16 protein-coding genes and 1 riboswitch are annotated in these 19,289 nt (G+C 63.7%); of the genes, 3 read left to right on the top strand and 13 right to left on the bottom strand.

The genetic code is table 11. The features are described 5' to 3' along the window. Positions 1 to 220 precede the first annotated feature (220 nt). The 7 genes from C0Z19_RS09890 to C0Z19_RS09860 all read right to left on the bottom strand — a co-directional run bounded on the left by C0Z19_RS09890 (position 221) and on the right by C0Z19_RS09860 (position 9,124). Positions 221 to 1,345, bottom strand: coding sequence for a TraB/GumN family protein (locus C0Z19_RS09890; RefSeq protein WP_102609648.1), 1,125 nt, complete (start codon positions 1,343 to 1,345; stop codon positions 221 to 223). Beyond that, positions 1,338 to 2,357 (bottom strand): peptide ABC transporter ATP-binding protein, encoded by a 1,020-nt coding sequence (locus C0Z19_RS09885; RefSeq protein WP_102609647.1) that lies wholly within the window; start codon positions 2,355 to 2,357, stop codon positions 1,338 to 1,340. The genes C0Z19_RS09890 and C0Z19_RS09885 overlap by 8 nt, the downstream gene beginning before the upstream one ends. Continuing rightward, positions 2,357 to 3,361, bottom strand: coding sequence for an ABC transporter ATP-binding protein (locus tag C0Z19_RS09880; protein WP_102609646.1), 1,005 nt, complete (start codon positions 3,359 to 3,361; stop codon positions 2,357 to 2,359). The genes C0Z19_RS09885 and C0Z19_RS09880 overlap by 1 nt, the downstream gene beginning before the upstream one ends. 2 nt (positions 3,362 to 3,363) lie before the next feature. Continuing rightward, the gene (locus C0Z19_RS09875; protein ID WP_102609645.1) at positions 3,364 to 4,278 is read right to left on the bottom strand and encodes an ABC transporter permease subunit; all 915 of its coding nucleotides are present in this window, start codon (positions 4,276 to 4,278) and stop codon (positions 3,364 to 3,366) included. A gap of 13 nt (positions 4,279 to 4,291) precedes the next feature. Beyond that, the gene (locus tag C0Z19_RS09870) at positions 4,292 to 5,302 is read right to left on the bottom strand and encodes an ABC transporter permease subunit (RefSeq protein ID WP_102609644.1); all 1,011 of its coding nucleotides are present in this window, start codon (positions 5,300 to 5,302) and stop codon (positions 4,292 to 4,294) included. 188 nt (positions 5,303 to 5,490) lie between these two features. Further along, entirely contained in the window at positions 5,491 to 7,128 is a 1,638-nt protein-coding gene (locus tag C0Z19_RS09865) for an ABC transporter substrate-binding protein (protein ID WP_102609643.1), read from the bottom strand. A 355-nt stretch (positions 7,129 to 7,483) separates the two neighbouring features. Then, positions 7,484 to 9,124 carry an ABC transporter substrate-binding protein gene (locus C0Z19_RS09860; RefSeq protein ID WP_102609642.1) on the bottom strand — a complete coding sequence of 547 codons (1,641 nt, stop codon included), beginning with the start codon at positions 9,122 to 9,124 and terminating at the stop codon, positions 7,484 to 7,486. A 262-nt stretch (positions 9,125 to 9,386) separates the two neighbouring features. Between C0Z19_RS09860 and C0Z19_RS09855 the strand changes: the two genes are divergently transcribed. Together C0Z19_RS09855 and ggt are read left to right on the top strand one after the other, a co-directional pair. Beyond that, on the top strand, positions 9,387 to 10,247 hold the full coding sequence (locus C0Z19_RS09855) for a MurR/RpiR family transcriptional regulator (RefSeq protein ID WP_102609641.1): 861 nt from the start codon (positions 9,387 to 9,389) through the stop codon (positions 10,245 to 10,247). Positions 10,248 to 10,301: 54 nt separating this feature from the next. Beyond that, positions 10,302 to 12,074, top strand: coding sequence for a gamma-glutamyltransferase (gene ggt, locus C0Z19_RS09850; RefSeq protein ID WP_199180771.1), 1,773 nt, complete (start codon positions 10,302 to 10,304; stop codon positions 12,072 to 12,074). Between the two features lie 99 nt (positions 12,075 to 12,173). On the opposite strand, the gene metF is transcribed toward ggt, so the two are convergent. The 5 genes from metF to C0Z19_RS09825 form a co-directional block, all read right to left on the bottom strand. Further along, positions 12,174 to 13,001: a methylenetetrahydrofolate reductase [NAD(P)H] gene (metF, locus tag C0Z19_RS09845; RefSeq protein ID WP_102609639.1), complete on the bottom strand. Its 828-nt coding sequence runs from the start codon at positions 12,999 to 13,001 to the stop codon at positions 12,174 to 12,176. Positions 13,002 to 13,050: 49 nt separating this feature from the next. After that, on the bottom strand, positions 13,051 to 13,404 hold the full coding sequence (locus tag C0Z19_RS09840; protein WP_102609833.1) for a phage holin family protein: 354 nt from the start codon (positions 13,402 to 13,404) through the stop codon (positions 13,051 to 13,053). Positions 13,405 to 13,641: 237 nt separating this feature from the next. Then, on the bottom strand, positions 13,642 to 15,060 hold the full coding sequence (gene ahcY, locus C0Z19_RS09835; protein WP_102609638.1) for an adenosylhomocysteinase: 1,419 nt from the start codon (positions 15,058 to 15,060) through the stop codon (positions 13,642 to 13,644). Between the two features lie 34 nt (positions 15,061 to 15,094). Beyond that, positions 15,095 to 15,217, bottom strand: a riboswitch (S-adenosyl-L-homocysteine riboswitch). 130 nt (positions 15,218 to 15,347) lie between these two features. Further along, positions 15,348 to 16,076 carry an LrgB family protein gene (locus tag C0Z19_RS09830; protein ID WP_102609637.1) on the bottom strand — a complete coding sequence of 243 codons (729 nt, stop codon included), beginning with the start codon at positions 16,074 to 16,076 and terminating at the stop codon, positions 15,348 to 15,350. Positions 16,077 to 16,121: 45 nt separating this feature from the next. Further along, a complete protein-coding gene (locus C0Z19_RS09825; protein ID WP_233196077.1) occupies positions 16,122 to 16,550 on the bottom strand; it encodes a CidA/LrgA family protein in 429 nt (142 codons plus the stop codon). Positions 16,551 to 16,664: 114 nt separating this feature from the next. Between C0Z19_RS09825 and C0Z19_RS09820 the strand changes: the two genes are divergently transcribed. Then, the gene (locus tag C0Z19_RS09820; protein ID WP_102609635.1) at positions 16,665 to 17,609 is read left to right on the top strand and encodes a LysR family transcriptional regulator; all 945 of its coding nucleotides are present in this window, start codon (positions 16,665 to 16,667) and stop codon (positions 17,607 to 17,609) included. On the opposite strand, the gene C0Z19_RS09815 is transcribed toward C0Z19_RS09820, so the two are convergent. Continuing rightward, positions 17,564 to 19,228 (bottom strand): GMC family oxidoreductase, encoded by a 1,665-nt coding sequence (locus tag C0Z19_RS09815; protein ID WP_102609832.1) that lies wholly within the window; start codon positions 19,226 to 19,228, stop codon positions 17,564 to 17,566. The genes C0Z19_RS09820 and C0Z19_RS09815 overlap by 46 nt on opposite strands. Positions 19,229 to 19,289 lie beyond the last annotated feature (61 nt).

The following is a 19,289-nucleotide window of genomic DNA, read 5'->3' as shown; positions in this document are numbered from 1 at the left end:
CCGACTGTGCGAAAACTCGCAAATTGTTGGAACGGCGTGGCTGGAAAATGTGACACCTCCTGCTGTGACTCGGCCGCGGGAGGCGCCTGAGGCTCCGAGAAGCATCCCATCCACCCAATTTAACGAGGACTCATCCGGGCGACGCCGCATCCGCATGAGTTTTCAGACCAAATGGCAATCGGCTGTGTCCGTCGCCGCCGAGATTTTCTTGGGGGCCGCCCTACCCCGCATCCACCGCAAACCCACGCCGCCGCAGCAAGCTCAGCACGCCCTTCGGCCCGCCCAGGTGCAGCGCCCCGATCGCGACAAAGATCGGCCGATTGGGCGCCGCGATCGCCGTCATTCGCACGACGAACCGCCGATTGCGCTCGTAGACGATCCGGTTGTCGAGCGTCCGCGCCACGTCCGGCGTACGCGCCAGCCGCTCCGACTTCGCCGACGCCCACGCGGCGATCGCGTCGGCATCGCCTACTCGCCAGAGCCGATGCAGCGTTTTCACATCTTCCATGTTCTGGGCCGGCGTTTGCGCGAGATCCTGTGCCAGCATCTCGCGCTGCTGCGCCAGTGTCAGGTTCGTAAACGCACGCATCTGCTCGGCCAACGTTTCCAGGCCGACGATCTTCCCTCGCGTACGCAAATAGACGTTCTGCAACTGCGCCTCCGTACCGTATTCGGTGAGTAACCCGGCCGCGATCGAATCGTAGGTTTCGACGAGAAGCGCCGCGAGCCAGGGCCGCGTCTTCTTGATTTCCTCGAGCGCGGCCGGATTGCCGCGCAGCCGCCATGCGAGCCGCCGCCAAAGCGCGTCTGGCAGCAGCCGCGGCAAGCACGCGTAGGAGCAGACGCCGTACTTCGAAACGTCGTCCTGCGATTGGATCAGGTCGTCCGGCGAAATCTCGAGCGCGAGCGTCGACGATGCCGCCAGCGCAGCGAGGATCGGCGGGCGAAACGGTTGGTTGCGCGGATAGTCGTAGGGATCGCCGACATGCAGCGTCCCCAGCAGGTAGATCGTCGTCGTCCCTTTGGTGGCGACGTAAAACGGCATGTGAGCAGGCTCGGCGCGGACAGGGCCACTTGCGCTCGTCGCGCCGAAGTCGGGCGGCGGTCCATGGAAGCCCGGAATCGTCGCATTCGGCGCCGCAGGCACGTTAGGCGCCGCTTGGGCGACCGGCGCGGCGGCCGGCCCCGCGAGCGCCAGCGAAATCAGTCCGCCCGAACGCGGATCGAGCGCCAACGTGAAAACGAACGTCAGAACGAGGACCCGCACGCGCCGCGCCAACGCGGCGGCGAGCGTTCCCCCGCGCGAACGGCGCGCACGGTTACGCGCCGCCCACGTATCAGGCATCCACGTCCCCCACCTCCTCGGCGCGATGGCACGATACGAGCCGGCCATCGACTTCGCGCAGCTTCGGCTCCTCCGCGCGGCACCGCTCTATCGCATACGGGCAGCGCTGATGGAACGTGCAACCCGAGGGCGGATCGAGCGGCGAAGGCATCTCGCCCTGCAGCTTGATCTGCGTGCGCCGATCAGCCTCGAAGATAGCCGGCGTAGCCGACATCAACGAACGCGTGTACGGATGCCGCGGCTTCGCGAAGATCGTCTTCTTGTCGCCAAGCTCCGCCACGCCGCCGAAGTACATGACCATGACGTCGTCGGCAATGTGCTCGACGACGGACAGGTTGTGCGAAATGAAGACGTAGCTCGTCTTGAATTGCTCTTGCAGGTCCATAAACAGATTCAGGATCTGCGCCTGGATGGAAACGTCGAGCGCCGACACGGGCTCGTCCGCTACCACGATGCGCGGATCCAGAATCATCGCACGAGCAATCGCAATGCGCTGCCTTTGTCCGCCAGAAAACATGTGCGGGTAGCGTTTGGCGTGTTCGGGCCGCAAACCGACCGTGCGCATCATCTGCGCCACCTTGCCCGCCCGCTCGGCGGCGCTCAGCGACGTATTGATCAGCAGCGGCTCGGCCAGCGTCTGCTCGACCGTCTTGCGCGGGTTCAGCGAAGCAAACGGGTTTTGAAACACCATCTGCACGCGGCGGCGCAACTGCGCGATCTTCGCGCGATCCGCCCCCGCAACGTCCTCGCCTTCCACAAGCAAGCGCCCCGCCGTAGGCGGTTCGATCATCGTCAACTGCCGGGCGAGCGTCGATTTGCCACACCCCGACTCGCCGACGACGGCCAGCGTCTTGCCGCGCACGAGCGAAAACGAGACCCCGTTGAGCGCCTTCACCGTGCCGTGGCCGAACATCCCGCGCCGAACGGGGTAGTGCCTGGTCAACTGATCGGCGATCAGCACGAGGTCTTCTTGGTCCCGCGGCGCGCGTGAAATTTCCGGTACTGCATTCATCAGGCGCCTCCATGGTGCGTCGCACTCGAGCGGGCGGCTTCGAGGTTCAGCGGTTTGATGCAGCGTGCGCAGGCAAGCGGATGTTGCGGCTCGGGCGCATCGAGCCGCGGCCGGCCCTTGCGGCAATCGTCGACGACATACTTGCAGCGAGGTGCAAAGAGGCACCCGCTCGGCCGGTCGTCGCGACCAGGCACCATGCCCGGCAGCGCCGACAGACGCTTGGCGCCGCGGTTGTGCTCGGGGATGGCGGCAAGCAGCGCCTCGGTGTACGGATGATGCGGCCGCGCAAAGATGTCGGGCACCCGATTCGTCTCGATCACTTCGCCGGCGTACATCACGGCCACGCGCTGGGCGACCTGCGAGACCACCGCCAGATCGTGCGAAATCAGCACGAGCGCCATGCCGCGCTCCTTCTGCAGCTTGACGAGCAGATCCATGATCTGCGCCTGGATCGTCACATCGAGCGCCGTCGTGGGCTCGTCGGCAATCAACAGCTTCGGATTGCAGGCGACGGCCATCGCGATCATCACGCGCTGATTCATGCCGCCCGACATTTGGTGCGGGAACGTGCCGATCCGGTTCCTGGCGTCGGGAATGCCGACCTGGTCGAGCAGTTCGAGTGCGCGGCGATCGAGCGCCGCCCCGCGCAGCCCCTCATGCAGCTTAAGCACCTCTTTGATCTGATAGCCGACCGTATAGCTCGGATTCAGGCTCGTCAGCGCGTCCTGGAACACCATCGCAATGTCCTTGCCGATGATCTTGCGCCGCGCTCTTGCCGAAGCACCGAGCAGGTCGCGGCCGTCGAACGTGATTTCATCGGCTGTGACGACGCCGGGCGCGTCGATGAGACCCATCAGGGCCATCATCGTCACGCTCTTTCCCGAGCCCGATTCGCCCACCACGCCGACGACTTCACCGGGTGCCACGCTCATGCTCACGCCGTCGACCGCCGGCGCGCCGCCGAAGTTGACGGCCAGATTTCGGATGGTCAAAAGTTCGTTCATGGTCATGCCATCCGTTTCAATTTCGGATCGAGCGCATCGCGCAGCCCGTCGCCGAGCAGATTGATCGCGAGCACCGAAATCAGAATCGCCATGCCCGGCATCGTCACGATCCACCAGGCATTGTCGATGTAATCGCGCGCCGATGCCAACATCGCGCCCCATTCGGCCGTCGGCGGCTGTACGCCCAAGCCCAGGAAGCCCAGCGCAGCCGCATCGAGAATCGCAGAAGAAAACCCGAGCGTCGCCTGCACGATCAGCGGCGCCGTGCAGTTCGGCAAGACTTGAGAGAACATGAGCCGCGGCGTGCCCGCGCCGGCCACGCGCGATGCCGTCACGTACTCCTTCGGCAATTCGCCCTGCGCCGAAGCACGCGTCAGACGCACGTAGCCCGGCAGCGCGACGATGGCGATGGCGAACATGGTGTTGGTCAGGCCCGGACCGATGATCGCCACCACCGCCACCGCAAGCAGCAGCGACGGCAACGCGAGCAGCACGTCCATCGTACGCATGATCGGCGTGTCGGCCCACCCGAAGAATGCCGCGCACAGGCCCAGCACAATGCCCGGGATCAGCGCCAGCACGACCGAAACGAAGCCGATCCAGAACGACATGCGCGCACCGTACATGAGGCGCGCGAGAATATCGCGGCCCGCTTCGTCGGTGCCGAGCACGAACCTCCAATTGCCGCCGTCAAGCCAGGCCGGCGGAATCTTGACGTAGTCGCGGTATTGCTCGATCGGGCTGTGCGGCGCGATGAGCGGCGCGAAGATTGCGATGACCACGAGCACGAGCACAATGACGCCCGCCCCCACGGCGCCGCGATTGCGGGAGAAGTTGCTCCAGAACTCGCGCAACGCGAGCGCGCGTCCGCTGGGGGGCGTGACGCTTTGCGGAGCCGCGTTTTGAATATCAGCCATGATTGCGGGCTCCTTAGCGCGTGTGGCGAATGCGGGGGTTGAGCACGCCGTAAAGCAGATCGACGCACAGATTCACGACGATCACGAGCGTCGCGATCATAAGGATGCCGCCTTGCACGACCGGATAGTCGCGCCGGCCGATCGCGTCGATCAGCCACTTGCCGATGCCTGGCCACGAAAACAGCGTCTCGGTCAGCACCGCCCCCGCGAGCAGCGTGCCCACTTGCAGGCCGATCACGGTCACGACCGGAATCAGCGCATTGCGAAGCGCGTGCACGACGATCACCCGCCCCGGCGAAAGCCCTTTGGCGCGTGCCGTGCGGATGTAGTCTTCGCGCAGCACCTCCAGCATCGACGAGCGCGTCATGCGCGCGACGACGGCCAGCGGAATCGTGCCGAGCACGATGGCGGGCAGAATCAGGTGGCTCACGGCCGACCTGAACGAGCCCTCGTCGGGGGCCAGCAGCGAATCGATGAGCATGAAGCCGGTCACATGGGGGATGTCGTATTCGACCGCGATGCGTCCGGACACCGGCGTCCAGCCGAGCGTGACGGAAAACAGCATGATCAGGATCAAGCCCCACCAGAAGATCGGCATCGAGTAGCCCGCGAGCGCCGTGCCCATCACGCCGTGATCGACCACCGTGCCGCGCTTGAGCGCAGCGAACACGCCGGCGGGCAAGCCGATGACGAGTGCGAAGATCATCGCGCACAGCGACAACTCGACGGTGGCCGGAAAGCGCGCGAGGAACTCGCTCATCACGCTCGTATTGGTGATGATCGACTCGCCGAGATTGCCGTGCAGCGCGCGCCACACGTAATGGATGTACTGCATCGGCAGCGGCTCGTCGAGCCCGAGCCGGTGCAACGCAGCCGCATGCATCGCAGGATCGACGCCGCGCTCGCCCATCATCACTTCGATAGGGTCGCCAGGAATGAGGTGGATCAGTGCGAAAGCCAGAATGGTGATGCCGATGAACGTCGGTATCACCATTCCGATGCGGCGCAAAACGAATCGGAACATGGTTCGTCCCTTTATTGCAGGAAGAGAAATGCGACCGGCGACGAGGAGCGAAGCCCCGGGGTTCAGGCGTTCGTCGATTGAATGATGGGCGGTGTCATTTCAAGCGAACGCCCAACCCGGGATGTGTCGCTCCTGTCGCCGGATGTCGTACTGACGCTCTCGGGATGGCCCGAGAGCGTATCGCAACGTTACTTCACGCTGACGCCGTCGAAGCGGGCGTAGCCGAGCGGGTCGATCTTCATGTCGATCACCTTCTTGCTCACCGGTTGGTAGAGCGTCGAGTGGGCGATCGGCGAGAACGGCAGTTCCTGCGCGAAGATCTGCTGAGCCTTCGTGTAGATCTTCGTGCGCTCGCCCGTATCGGTCGCGTTGCGGCCCTTCTGGACCAGATCGTCGAACGGCTTGTAGCACCACTTGGAGAAGTTGTTGCCGTTGATGGCCTCGCAGCCCAGCAGCGTGCCGAGCCAGTTGTCGGGATCGCCGTTGTCGCCGTTCCAGCCGATCAGCATCGTGTCGTCTTCGCCCGCATGCGCGCGCTTGATGTACTCGCCCCACTCGTAGCTGACGATCTTCGCCTTCACGCCGATCTTCGCCCAGTCGGCTTGAATCATCTCGGCCATCAAGCGTGCGTTGGGGTTGTACGGACGCTGCACGGGCATGGCCCACAGCGTAATCTCCTGCGGCAGGCCGTTCGCATAGCCAGCCTTGGCGAGCAGCTTCTTCGCGCCTTCGGGATCGTACGTCTGCGCCTTCAGATTCTTGTCGTAGGACCATTGCGTCGGCGGCATCGGGTTCGTCGCGAGCTGGCCGGCGCCCTGATAAACGGACTCGATGATCGCCTTCTTGTTGATGGCCATATCGAGTGCCTGACGCACTTCGGTCTTGTCGAGCGGCTTATGCTGCACGTTGTACGACACGTAGCCGAGGTTGAAACCCGGGATCGACGGCATGTCGATATTCGAATCGGCCTTCAAAGGCGCGATGTCCTGGGGCTTCGGATAGCTCATGACCTGACATTCGTCGCGCTTGAGCTTCTGCACGCGCACGCTGGCATCGGGCGTGATCGAGAAAATCAAATGCTTGATCTTCACCGCGCCGGCTTTCCAGTAGTCGGGGTTGCCTTCGTAACGGATCGTCGCGTCCTTCGTGTAGCTCTTCAGGATGAACGGGCCCGTGCCGACCGGCTTCAGGTTGATATCGGCGGCCTTGCCGGCCTTGAGCAACTGATCCGCGTACTCGGCCGACAGAATCGAGGCGTATTCCATCGCCATGTTCTGGATGAACGGCGCGTTCACTTCCTTCAGCGTGAAGCGGACCGTATACGGATCGACCTTCTCGACTTTCGTGATCAGCTTGTCCAGGCCCATGTCGGTGAAGTACGGAAACTGCACCGGGTAAGCCTTGCGAAACGGCTGGTTCGGATCGAGCATGCGCTCGAACGTGAAAACGACATCGTCCGCGTTGAATTCACGCGTCGGCTTGAAGAAGTCCGTCGTCTGGAACTTCACGCCATGACGCAGGTGGAACGTATAGACCTTGCCGTCCGGCGAAACGTCCCAGCGCTCGGCCAGCGCCGGCTCCACCTTCGTGCCGCCGCGTTCGAATTCGACAAGGCGGTTGTAGACCGTGAACGTGTTCGCGGTGAAGTCGGTGCCTGTCGTGTACTGCGCGGGATCGAAGCCTGCGGGGCTGCCTTCCGAGCAGTAAACGAGGGTTTTGTTGGGAATGTCCGCCGCATGCGCCAGCGACGCGCCCAACGATACCGCCACGGTTGCCGCCGCGATCGCGGTGACCCGCGCGGCGCGCAACAGTTTGTTTTGCTTCATGTTTCCTCCAGGTCTCAGGCCGGCCATGGCCAGCGTACGCGGATATTACTGACCTTTGATACCCCGAACAAGCGGTCGGGAAAAGGCAACGCCCCGCACTTATACGCGTTGACTTTGCCTCAGTCGCATGTTTAGTGCCACTAAAATTACCAGACAACTTCCGTGGAGCGCGGTTCCGATAATGGCCTGCCAACGCGGTCTCGGGCCAGGACTGCAAGCATCGCGCAAGCAAGACGACATCGTGCCGTCATGCAGCAACGTATTTTCGGCCAAATGATCGAGGGCGCCGACACGCCATCGCGCAGCGGCAAGTTGCGTTGTTGAACGATCGCCCCCGGCGCGCTGCCAGCGTCCGCTATTGCAAGCCGACGTTCCAGAACTGCGTCGGTCCGAACGGATCGATCCTGAAGCCCACCACATTCTTGCGAAGCGGCTGGTACACCGTCGAATGCGCGATCGGCGTAAACGGCACTTGCTGCTTGAAGATCTGTTGAGCTTGCGTATAGAGCCGCGTGCGCTCGGCAATGTCGTTCGTTTGGCGCGCCTTGACGACGAGGTCGTCGAACGGCTTGTAGCACCACTTCGAGAAGTTGCTGCCTGACACTGCCGCGCAACTCAGGAGCACGCCCAGCCAGTTGTCGGGGTCGCCGTTGTCGCCCGTGAAGCCGATCAGCAGCGCGTCATGCTCGCCCGCATGCGCGCGCTTGACGTATTCGCCCCACTCGTATGTCGCGATCTTCGCGCGCACGCCGATTTTCGCCCAGTCGGCCTGAATCATCTCGGCCATCAAACGCGCGTCCGGATTGTAGGGACGTTGCACGGGCATCGCCCAGAGCGTCAGTTCGAAGCCGTCGGGGTAGCCGGCCTTGGCAAGCAGCGCCTTCGCACGCGCGGGATCGTAAGGCGCGTCCTTGAGCGACGGATCGTACGACCACTGCGTCGGCGGCATCGGATTGGTCGCTGCCTGCCCCGCGCCTTGATAAACCGATTTGACGATCGCAGCCTTATCGACGGCCATATCGAGCGCCCGGCGCACGTCGACGTTGTCCAAGGGTTTGTGCGTCGTGTTGTAGGCGAGAAAGCCGAGGTTGAAGCCGACCTGATGCGGCATCTGCAGCCTCGGGTCGTTTGTCAGCGATGCGATGTCCGCCGGGCGCGGATAGCTCATCACCTGGCATTCGTTGTCTTTGAGCTTTTGTTCGCGCACGGCCGGATCGGGTGTGATCTCGAACACGAGCTTGCCGACCCTCACGACGCCACGCTTCCAATAATCGGCATTGCCATCGAAGCGAATCGTCGCGTCTTTCTCGTAGCTGTGGAAGATGAACGGCCCGGTGCCGACCGGATAGCGATTGAGATCGGCCGCGCGCCCGCCGCGCATAAGCTGCTCCGCGTATTGCGCCGAGAGAATCGACGCGAACGGCATCGCCAGCTCCGACAAGAACGGCGCGCTCGCGGTGGCGAGCGTCATCCGCACGGTGTACGGATCGAGCTTTTCGATCTTCGTCAGATTCTTTGCGAGCCCCAGATCGTTGAAGTAAGGGAACACAGCGGGATAAGCGACGCGCAGCGCATTGTTCGGATCGCGCATGCGTTCGAAGGTCAGCACGACATCGTCCGCATCGAAATCGCGCGTGGGCTTGAAGTACGGCGTCGTGTGAAACTTCACGCCGTGCCGGAGATGGAACGTATAGACGCGGCCGTCGTCGGAGACGTCCCACTTCTCCGCGAGACCCGGTTCGATCTTCGTGCCGCCGTGCTCGAATTCGACGAGGCGGTTGTAGATCGTATAGGCGGCCGCGGAGAACTCGACGCTCGTCGTGTATTGGGCTGGATCGAATCCGGCCGGACTCGCATCGGAACAGTAAACCAGCGCTTTTGCAGGCAGCTCGCCCGCGTGGCCGACGCCACAGCCGAACAATGCGTAGACGGTCCCGGCCGCACCGATGATGAAAGAAGTCAAACGAACGGCGAACAGCGGACGACACACCTGCATATGCGACGCTCCTTCAATGACTGGGCTGGGCCGGACAAGCGTAGCACGGGCCTTATTCCGTCTGGAGAGAACGATGTAATACTCATCACTACCGCATTCGCTCTGGACAGTGCATCGGGCCGTTAATAACGGGTAAACACCGACCAAAGACCCCGTTGACGTTCATTTTTGGCTGGTTACCATTGATTGCACGTAACAATCATTACATCACGCGCTTTGACCCGATGCTCGAGTCGAAGCTTTCGTCGAATGAGGCATCTCAGTGCGCGCTTCCGTGCGGACGCTGCTCAAGCAGCGCGAAGAAACCTTTACCGTGTCGGAGCGGCGCGTCGTCGCCGTGTTGCTCGCCAACTACCCTAGCGCCGCACTGACATCGATCTCCCAACTGGCAGGCCAAGCCGATGTGAGCGATCCAACGGTCCACCGGCTCGTTCTCAAGCTCGGCTTCGAAGGCTACCCCGAGTTCCAGCGCGCCTTGCTGACCGAAGTCGACGCACGCATGAATTCGCCGCTGTCGATGCTCGAAGCCTCTGCCTCGGAGCCGCATGAGCAAGACATGCAGCAGGCGATGCTCGGTTCGCTGACGCTCGCGATCGGGCACACGGCCGAGCAGGCGTCGCGCGCCGATTTCGAGGCTGCCGTATCGCTGCTCGCCGATCCGGCCCGCACCGTCTTCTGTTGCGGCGGCCGCGCAAGCAGCTTCCTCGCCACCTGGCTCGTCGTGTTGCTGAGCCAATTTCGCCCTCATGCGCGGCACGTCGAGCCTTCGCTCGAACGCGGTTCCGAAGCGCTCGCCGATCTCGAAGCGGGCGACGTGCTCGTCGTCTACGACTACCGGCGCTATCAGGAAAGCGTCGTTCAGTTCGCGCGCGCAGCGAAAACGCTGGGCGCGCGAATCGTCTTGTTCACCGACGAATGGCGCTCGCCGATCGCGGGCTTCGCCGATGCCGTGCTCGTCTCGTTCCTCCATGCCAGCGCCTCGCCGTTCGACTCGAAGGTGCCGGCGCTCGCACAAACCGAATCGCTCGCAGCCGCGCTCGTGCAGCGACTGCCCGACGAGGCAAAAGCCAGATTGAAGCGCATCGAAGCATTGAGAGCCGGGCGTGTCGCCGAGGGCGCGTAACCGGCCGCCGACCATCCTCCCACCGATACAGGACCTCCTAGAGCAGACATGATGATGAAGAATCGCCCACTCATTACCGCGCTCGCCGCGGCGCTTTTGGTAGCCGGCACGGCAGCAGGCGGCGCGCTGGCCGCTTCGCGGCCGGCCGTTGAAGCAGCGAACGGCATGGTCGTCACCTCGCAGCACCTCGCGTCGCAGATCGGCGTCGACATCCTGAAGATGGGCGGCAATGCGATCGACGCGGCGGTCGCCGTGGGCTACGCGCAAGCCGTCGTGAATCCGTGCTGCGGCAATATCGGCGGCGGCGGCTTCATGACGATTCACCTCGCCGACGGCCGCGACACGTTCATCAATTTCCGCGAAACCGCCCCGGCTGCGGCCACGGCGAACATGTACCTCGACAGCGCGGGCAATGTGAAGAAGGGCGCGAGCCTATACGGCTACGGCGCCGTAGGCGTGCCGGGCACGGTGATGGGCCTCGATATGGCCGAACGCAAGTACGGCAAGCTCACGCGGGCGCAAGTCATGGCGCCCGCCATCCGCCTCGCGCGGGAAGGCTTTATCCTCACGCGCGCCGATACGGACATCCTCGACACGACAGTCAAGCGCTTCAAGGACAACCCCGATGCCGCCCGCATCTTCCTGCGCAAGGACGGCTCGCCGCTGCAGCCTGGCGATCGGCTGGTGCAAAAGGATCTGGCGAACACCCTCGAAGCCATCGCCAAGCATGGCCCCGACGCGTTCTACAAGGGTAAGATCCCGCAAACGATCGAAGCCGCGTCGAAAGCAGGCGGCGGCCTGCTGACCGCGGCCGATTTCGCGAACTATCGCGCCACCGAAATGACGCCCGTGACGTGCGATTATCACGGCTACACCTTCATTTCCGCGCCGCCGCCGAGTTCGGGCGGCACGACGATGTGCGAAATCCTCAATACGCTCGAAGGCTACGACCTGAAGGGCTTCGGCTGGCATTCGGCGCAGGCGGTGCATTTCATGTCCGAGGCGATGCGCCATGCTTACGCCGACCGCAACACCAAACTCGGCGATCCGGAGTTCATCAAGAATCCGCTCGATCAATTGCTGAGCAAGTCGTATGCGGCGCAGATTCGCGCATCGATCAGCGCGGACAAGGCGACGCCGTCGATGGACCTTGCCGATGCGGCTTCGTTGCCGGAGAAGAAAGAAACGACCCATTACTCGATCGTCGACAAGCAAGGCGACGCCGTTTCGACCACCTATACGATCAACGGCCGCTTCGGCGCCGTCGTCATTGCGCCGGGCACGGGCTTTTTCCTGAACGACGAAATGGACGACTTCACCTCGAAGGTCGGCGCGCAAAACATGTTCGGCCTCGTGCAAGGGCCGAACAACGCGATCGCGCCGGGCAAGCGGCCGCTGTCGTCGATGGCGCCGACGATCGTGACGAAGGACGGCAAGGTGTTCCTCGTGATCGGCTCGCCGGGCGGCTCGCGCATCATCACGACGACGCTCGAGACGGCCATCGACATCATCGATTACGGCATGGAGCCGCAAGAAGCCGTGGACGCTGCGCGCATTCACGAACAATGGCTGCCCGATGTCGTGTATTACGAACCGTACGGACTGTCGGCCGATACGCTGAAGATCCTGGCAAGCGAAGGCTACAAGATGGTTCAGCAAACGCCTTGGGGCGCGGCCGAGCTGATCGAAGTCGGGCTGCCCGGCCTTGCCGCCGATGCGTCGCAAAGCTCGGGGAACGACGCTTCGGTATCGGGTAAGGTGCGCGTGGGGTACTTCTACGGCGCGAACGATGAACGACGTCCGGCTGGGGAGGCGCTCGGCTATTGAGTCTGCCGAGCAATATTGAAGGGCTGCCGACTCATGCGCTGCGCGGCATGACGTCGGCCGTCCCGGGCCGGCGGCACCGAGCAGGTGTGCGCGCCTGCCTCAAGCCAATCGTTCGCAGATCGCCTTCGTTGCGGTAGCCGCGTTGAGCGTATAAAAATGCAGCCCAGGCGCCCCTTCCTTCACGAGCCGTTCGCACAATTGCGTGACGACATCGAGCCCGAATGCGCGAATCGCTTCTTTGTCGTCGCCAAAGCTTTCCAGCCGTTTGGCGACCCAGCGCGGCACTTCCGCCCCGCACATCTCCGAAAAGCGCATCAGCTGCGAATAATTCGTGATCGGCATGATGCCCGGCACGATCGGCACATCGACGCCGAGCTTGCGCGCCTCGTCGACGAAACGGAAGTACGCATCGCCGTTAAAGAAATACTGCGTGATCGCCGCGTTTGCACCGGCTTTGACCTTGCGAGCAAAGTTCTCGAGATCGTGCCGGGGCGAGCGAGCTTGCGGATGATATTCCGGGTAAGCCGCTACTTCGATGTGAAACCAGTCGCCGTGTTCGGCGCGAATGAACGAGACGAGTTCGGAGGCATAGCGCAGCTCGCCCACTTCGCCCATGCCCGAGGGCAAATCGCCGCGCAGCGCGACGATATGACGGATACCGTTCGAGCGATATTGCTCGAGGATCGCGCGCAGGCTTTCTTTCGACGAACCGATGCACGAAAGATGCGGCGCGGCTTCGAGCCCGTCCTTCGCCATGTCGAGCACCGTATCGAGCGTGCCCTGTTGCGTCGAGCCGCCGGCGCCGAATGTGACCGAGACGAACTTCGGTTTCAGCATCGCCAGCTGGGCACGCGTCGCGCGCAGCTTTTCGACGCCGTCAGGCGTCTTCGGCGGAAAAAATTCGAATGAGATTTCGATGGGATTCATGATCCGGTGGGTCCCGTGTTGGGTCGAGCCGCAGTGCGTCGAGCCGCCATCAGCCGAGGCTGCGATCGCCGAAGATCAGCGCCGACAGCATCCACGATACGATGCTGTACAGAATCGAGCCGAAGAACGCCGACCAGAACCCCGATACTTCAAACCCCTTCAGCAGCGACGCCGCCAGCCAGAAGCACAAGGCGTTGACGACGAGGATGAACAACCCGAGCGTAAAGATCGTGACGGGCAGCGTGAGCAGAAGCAGCACCGGCCGCAACACGGCGTTGATGAGCCCGAGCACGAGCGCGACGATAAGCGCTGTGCCGAAGCTGCGGATGTGGATCGACGGCACAAGGTACGTAATGATCAGGAGTGCGAGTGCGTTGATCACCCAGGTCAGCAGCACGGTCATGGCGATTCCTTCGGCGAAAAAATCAGTGGCGGTCGGTGGTTCTTCGGCGGGTTCACGGCGTCGCGACACCTGACGGCCGCACGCGCCTCGCGGCTCGGTACTGCGCAAACCATTGCAAATCATTGCGGCGTTGCCGAGCGCAACGCCGCAATGGCGTTCTCGTTCACGGCAGGGACGCAGCCTCGCATGCCTCGCGCCATGCGAGCCATCGCGTACCGCGCCCCGCCTGCGTCCCGATCAGTAGCGGTAGTGATTCGGCTTGAACGGACCGTTTTTCTCGACGCCGATATAGCCGGCCTGCGTGTCCGTCAACTCGGTCAGATGAGCGCCGATACGTGCAAGGTGCAGGCGCGCCACCTTTTCGTCGAGGTGCTTGGGCAGCACGTACACCTTGTTCTCGTACTGACCGCCGCGCGTGAACAGCTCGATTTGCGCGAGCGTCTGATTGGCGAAGGAGTTCGACATCACGAACGACGGGTGGCCCGTCGCACAGCCCAGGTTCACGAGACGCCCTTCAGCCAGCAGGATGATGCGCTTGCCGTCCGGAAAGACGATATGGTCAACCTGCGGCTTGATGTTTTCCCACGTGTACTGGCGCGTCGATGCGACATCGATTTCCGAATCGAAGTGGCCGATGTTGCAGACGATGGCATTGTGGCGCATCGCCTTCATGTGATCGTGGTTGATCACGTGGTAGTTGCCGGTGGCCGTGACGAAGATGTCGGCCTTATCGGCTGCATATTCCATCGTGACGACGCGATAGCCTTCCATCGCGGCCTGCAGCGCGCAGATCGGATCGATCTCGGTGACCCACACCGTTGCGCCGAGCCCGCGCAGCGATTGCGCGCAGCCCTTGCCGACATCGCCGTAGCCGGCGACGACGGCGATCTTGCCGGCGATCATGACGTCGGTCGCGCGCTTGATGCCGTCAACGAGCGACTCGCGGCAACCGTAGAGGTTATCGAACTTCGACTTGGTGACCGAATCGTTGACGTTGATGGCCGGGAACGGCAGGCGGCCGTCCTTTTCCATCTGATAGAGACGATGCACGCCCGTTGTCGTTTCTTCCGTCACGCCCTTGATTTGCGAGAGGCGCTTCGAGTACCAGGTCGGATCGATCTCGAGATGGCGCTCGATCGACTTGAACAGAGCGACTTCTTCCTCGTTCGTGGGCTTGCCGATGACCGAGCGATCCTTCTCGGCCTTCGAACCGAGGATCAGCAGCAGCGTGGCGTCGCCGCCATCGTCGAGAATCATGTTCGCGAAGCCGCCGTTCGGCCATTCGAAGATGCGGTGCGAGAACTCCCAGTACTCGTCAAGCGATTCGCCCTTGAACGCGAACACAGGCGTGCCCTGCCTGGCGATGGCCGCCGCGGCGTGATCCTGCGTGGAGAAAATGTTGCACGACGCCCAACGCACTTCGGCGCCAAGCGCCTGGAGCGTTTCGATCAGCACGCCCGTTTGAATCGTCATGTGCAGCGAGCCGGCGATGCGCGCGCCCTTGAGCGGCTGTGCGGCTTTGTACTCTTCGCGAATCTGCATGAGACCGGGCATTTCGGTCTCGGCGATCGTCAGTTCCTTACGCCCCCAATCGGCCAGCGAGAGGTCGGCGACAACGAAATCCTGGGTTTGCTTGTCCATAACTGCGGCGTTCATCACGCCCTCCTTTTCTAAATGAGTTCTAGAAAAATTGACGTGAGCGCCGTTCGATGGAGCCGGTCCGCCGGCGTTTCGCTTGGAACGCGAAGGCTTACCGTCCGATTGAAGTTCCCGAGCCTGGCGGAAGTGGTCCGTCGCAACGCTCCTCGGAAACGCGTGGATTGTAGCAAAAAACGTCGCGACGGCCAGCGTGAGCCCGCGTCGGCAGCGCTCGCGCGGGTGCGCACTTCGCAGCGGCGGCGCAAAGCCGCCCGTCCTCGCGAGGCGCCGGCGCCTCGCCCCCCCTACCCGAACACCGCCCCCAGCACCGGCGCCAGCAACACCATCACGACGCCCGCGATCATCATCGTCAGGCTCGCGACGACGCCCTCCTCGCTGCCGAGCTCGCGCGCCTTCGCCGTCCCCACGCCGTGCGCCGCCGCGCCGAACATTGCGCCGCGCGCCAAGCGGCTACGCAACGGCAGAAATGCGAGCACCAGTTCGCCGAGCAGCATGCCGCACACGCCCGTCGCAATCACGAACAGCGCGGTCAACTGCTTGGGGGCATGGATCTGATCGGACACGGCGAGCGCGAACGGCGTCGACACCGATCTCGTCATCAGACTGCGTGCGACATCGGGCGCAAGATGCAGCAGCCTTGCGAGCGCGAGCGAGCCGCTGACAGCCACGACGATCCCCACCGCGACGCCGGCTGAAAGCGATATCCAATGACGTCGCATCAACTCGCGGTACTCATAGATCGGCACGGCGAACGCCACCGTGGCCGGCCCCAGCAGCCACATCAACCAGCGCGTATCGGCGAAGTACACCGAATACGGAATGTGCATTCCGAGCACGAGCACGGCGAGCATCGCCGGCACGATGACGAGCGGCGTGAGCCACGGCTGCCTGAACCGTGCATAGAGACGCTTGCCCACCGCGTAAAAAACGATCGTCAGCACGAAGCATGAGGCGGCCACCCACTGCGGCCCGGCCTCGACGACCGGCCATGACAATGCGGACGAAATCGACATCGACGTACCCTCGCTATAGCGCTACGGCGGCGCAGTGCGCGCGCCTTACCCTGCCGACGAAACCCGGACCGCACGCAAGCGGCGCGCGGCCAGCACGCGTTCGAGGCGCGCCGCCTGGTCGACCGTGAATGCGACCGCCACCATCACCGTCAACGTGCCGAATACGACGACGAGCGCGAGGCGCCACCCGTCGGACTTGAACAACCCGCCGTACTGCACCACGGCCACCGCCGCCGGCACAAAGAACAGCAACATGTCGGAGAGCAGCCAGTCCGCCCCGGCCTTCACCCAGCGCGGCGCCACGCCGCCCGTCAGCAGCAGCGCCAGAAGCGCCGCGAGCCCGATCACGCCGCCCGGCACCGGAATGTCGAGGCGCCGCGCGGCAAAATCAGCTGCGAACCACACCGCGGCCAACAGCGCGCTTTGGACGGCGATGCGCGCGATGCCACTCAGGCGCTTGATGGATTTCGTCATGGCACATCCCCCTATTGACATCATGACGAAATTGTAAGATCGCTCATTGTATAAATAAAATGACTTAAACTTATCGCTGGCATTCCAATTTGGAACTGAACCTGCGGGATCACCATGGAACTCCGTGCACTGCGCTATTTCATCGAAGTCGTCCGGCAGCAGAGCTTCACGCTCGCGGCCGAGCACATGTTCGTCACGCAGCCCACCATCAGCAAGATGGTCAAAGCGCTCGAAGAGGAGATCGGCGCACCGTTGCTGCTGCGCGAGGGCCGTCAAATGGTGCTGACGGACGAGGGCCGGATCGTCTATCAGCGGGGGCAGGATGTGCTGGCAGCGTACGCCCAGCTGCAGGCCGAACTCGACGATACCGGGACACTCGGCCGCGGCACGTTGACGATCGGCATTCCGCCGATGGGCGGCTCACTGTTCACGCCCGTGATCGCGGCTTTTCGTCGACGCTACTCGAAGGTCGAGCTCAAGCTGTTCGAGCAGGGCTCGCGCGCGATCGAGGCGGCGCTCGTTGCCGGCGAGCTCGAGTTTGGCGGGGTGCTGCTGCCGGTCGACACGCAGATGTTCGACGTGCTGCCGATCTCGCGCCAACTGCTGTGGGTCGTGGCGCGCCATGGCTCGCGATTCGACGACGCGAATGAAGTTCGCCTGTCCGATCTCGCGTCCGAACCGTTCGTCTTCTACGGCGAAAGCCTCGCGCTGAACGACGTCGTCACGCGCGCCTGCCGCGACGCCGGTTTCGCGCCGCAGATCGTCGCACGCAGCAGTCACTGGGATTTCATGGCTGCGCTCGTGCATGCGGGCGTCGGCGTTGCGCTGTTGCCGGCACCGTACTGCCGGCGACTCGACCCGGCCCACTTCACCTGCCGCCCCGTGGTCGAGCCCGAGATTCGCTGGGAAATGGCCATCGCGTGGCGCAAAAACGGCTACCTCTCGCATGCCGCCCGCGCGTGGCTCGAAGTCGCACGCGAAACGCTGCCGGGTCAGCCCGGCGACGACTTCGTCTACACGCGCTCCGATAGCGGCACCGACGTATCGGGCGATGCCTGAACCGGGCCGCTCGCCGGCGCGATGAAATCCGCGGCGCGTTCCGCGATCATCACGGTCGGGGCGTTCGTATTCCCTCCAATCAGCGTCGGCATCACGGAGGCGTCCACCACGCGCAGCCCCGAGACGCCGCGCACGCGCAGTTCGGTATCGACGACGGCGCGTTCGTCGCTTCCCATGCGGCAGGTGCCGACGGGGTGATAGATCGTGTCGGCGTGCTGCGCAATGATCTTGCGCAGTTCCGCATCGTCCGCGTGCGGCGGCACGTGAAGCATGCGCCCTCCTTTCTCGGCGAGCGACGGCGCGGCGACGATGCGCTGTGCAATACGCAGGCCGGCCAGCAGCGTGTCTGCATCGACCGGCTCCGATAGAAAGCGCGGGTCGATGCGCGGCGCGATGCGCGCGTCGGCGCTCGCAAGTGAGACCGTGCCGCGGCTCTTGGGGCGCAGCACGCAGACGTGCACCGAATAACCATGGCCCCAATGCAGGCGGCGGCTGTGATCGTCGACCAGCGCCGCACAAAAATGCAACTGCAGATCAGGGCGATCGAGCGCCGGATCGGTCTTGACGAAGCCGCCGGCCTCGGCAACGTTGCTCGACCAGATACCGTTGCCGGTTCGCAAATAGGAAGGCAGTTGCGTGGCCATTTTGGCGAGGCCGCGCAACGAGTAGCCCACAGGATCGGCCGAAGCGACGCGCACGTTCAGCGTGAAATCGATGTGATCGATCAGGTTGCTTCCCACATCCGGCGCGTCGTGCAGAACCGGCACGCCGAACGCGCGCAACGTCTCTTGCGGGCCGATGCCCGAACACATCAATAGCTGCGGCGACCCGAACGCGCCTGCCGCAAGAACCACTTCCGCCCGCGCAGCAAGCGTCTCGATGCGTCCGCCGCGCATGACCTCGACGCCGACGGCGCGGCGCGCACCGTCGAACAGGACGCGCAGCGCGCGAGCGTCCACCATCGTGTCGATGTTGGGGCGCACGCCTGCCGGCAAGCCCGGCGCTTCATACAAATACGCGCGCGCCACACTGCAGCGCCGACCGTCGCGCTGGGTCACCTGATATAAGCCGATGCCCTCCTGATCGGCGCCGTTGAAGTCTTCGTTTGCGCGGTAGCCCGCTTCGATCGCCGCCGCCACGAAGCGCGCCGAAAATGCATTGCGAAAGCGCAGGTCGGAGACGGCCAACGGGCCTTCGGCGCCATGCCACTCGCTTGCGCCGCGTGTGTTGTTTTCGGCTCGCCGGAAGTACGGCAGCACGTCGCTCCAGCCCCAGCCCGTACAGCCGAGGCTTGCCCATTCGTCGTAATCGAGCGGGTGGCCGCGCGTATAGATCATTGCGTTGATCGCGCTCGAACCGCCGAGGCCGCGTCCGCGCGGTTGATAGCCGCGGCGCCCGGCGAGGCCGGACTGCGGCATCGTGAGATAGCCGTAATTCGTCCTCAGCTTGAACGGCACGAGCGCCGCGATGCCGAGCGGCGTATTGACAAGCCAGTTGCGCGCCGTGTGCGGGCCCGCTTCGATCAAGGCAATCGTCACGTCGCGTCGGCGTTGCGCGAGCCGTCCGGCGAGCGCCGCGCCGCCCGAGCCGCCGCCCACGATAATGTAGTCGTATTGCATTCGCTCCTCCCTGGCGCCGCTGCCGGCGCCGCGCCGCAAGCTCGTCCGGGGCTCGATCGTC

It is taken from the genome of Trinickia soli (assembly GCF_002879855.1).
Taxonomy (GTDB): domain Bacteria; phylum Pseudomonadota; class Gammaproteobacteria; order Burkholderiales; family Burkholderiaceae; genus Trinickia; species Trinickia soli.
This window is presented reverse-complemented; position numbering and strand designations above follow the sequence as displayed.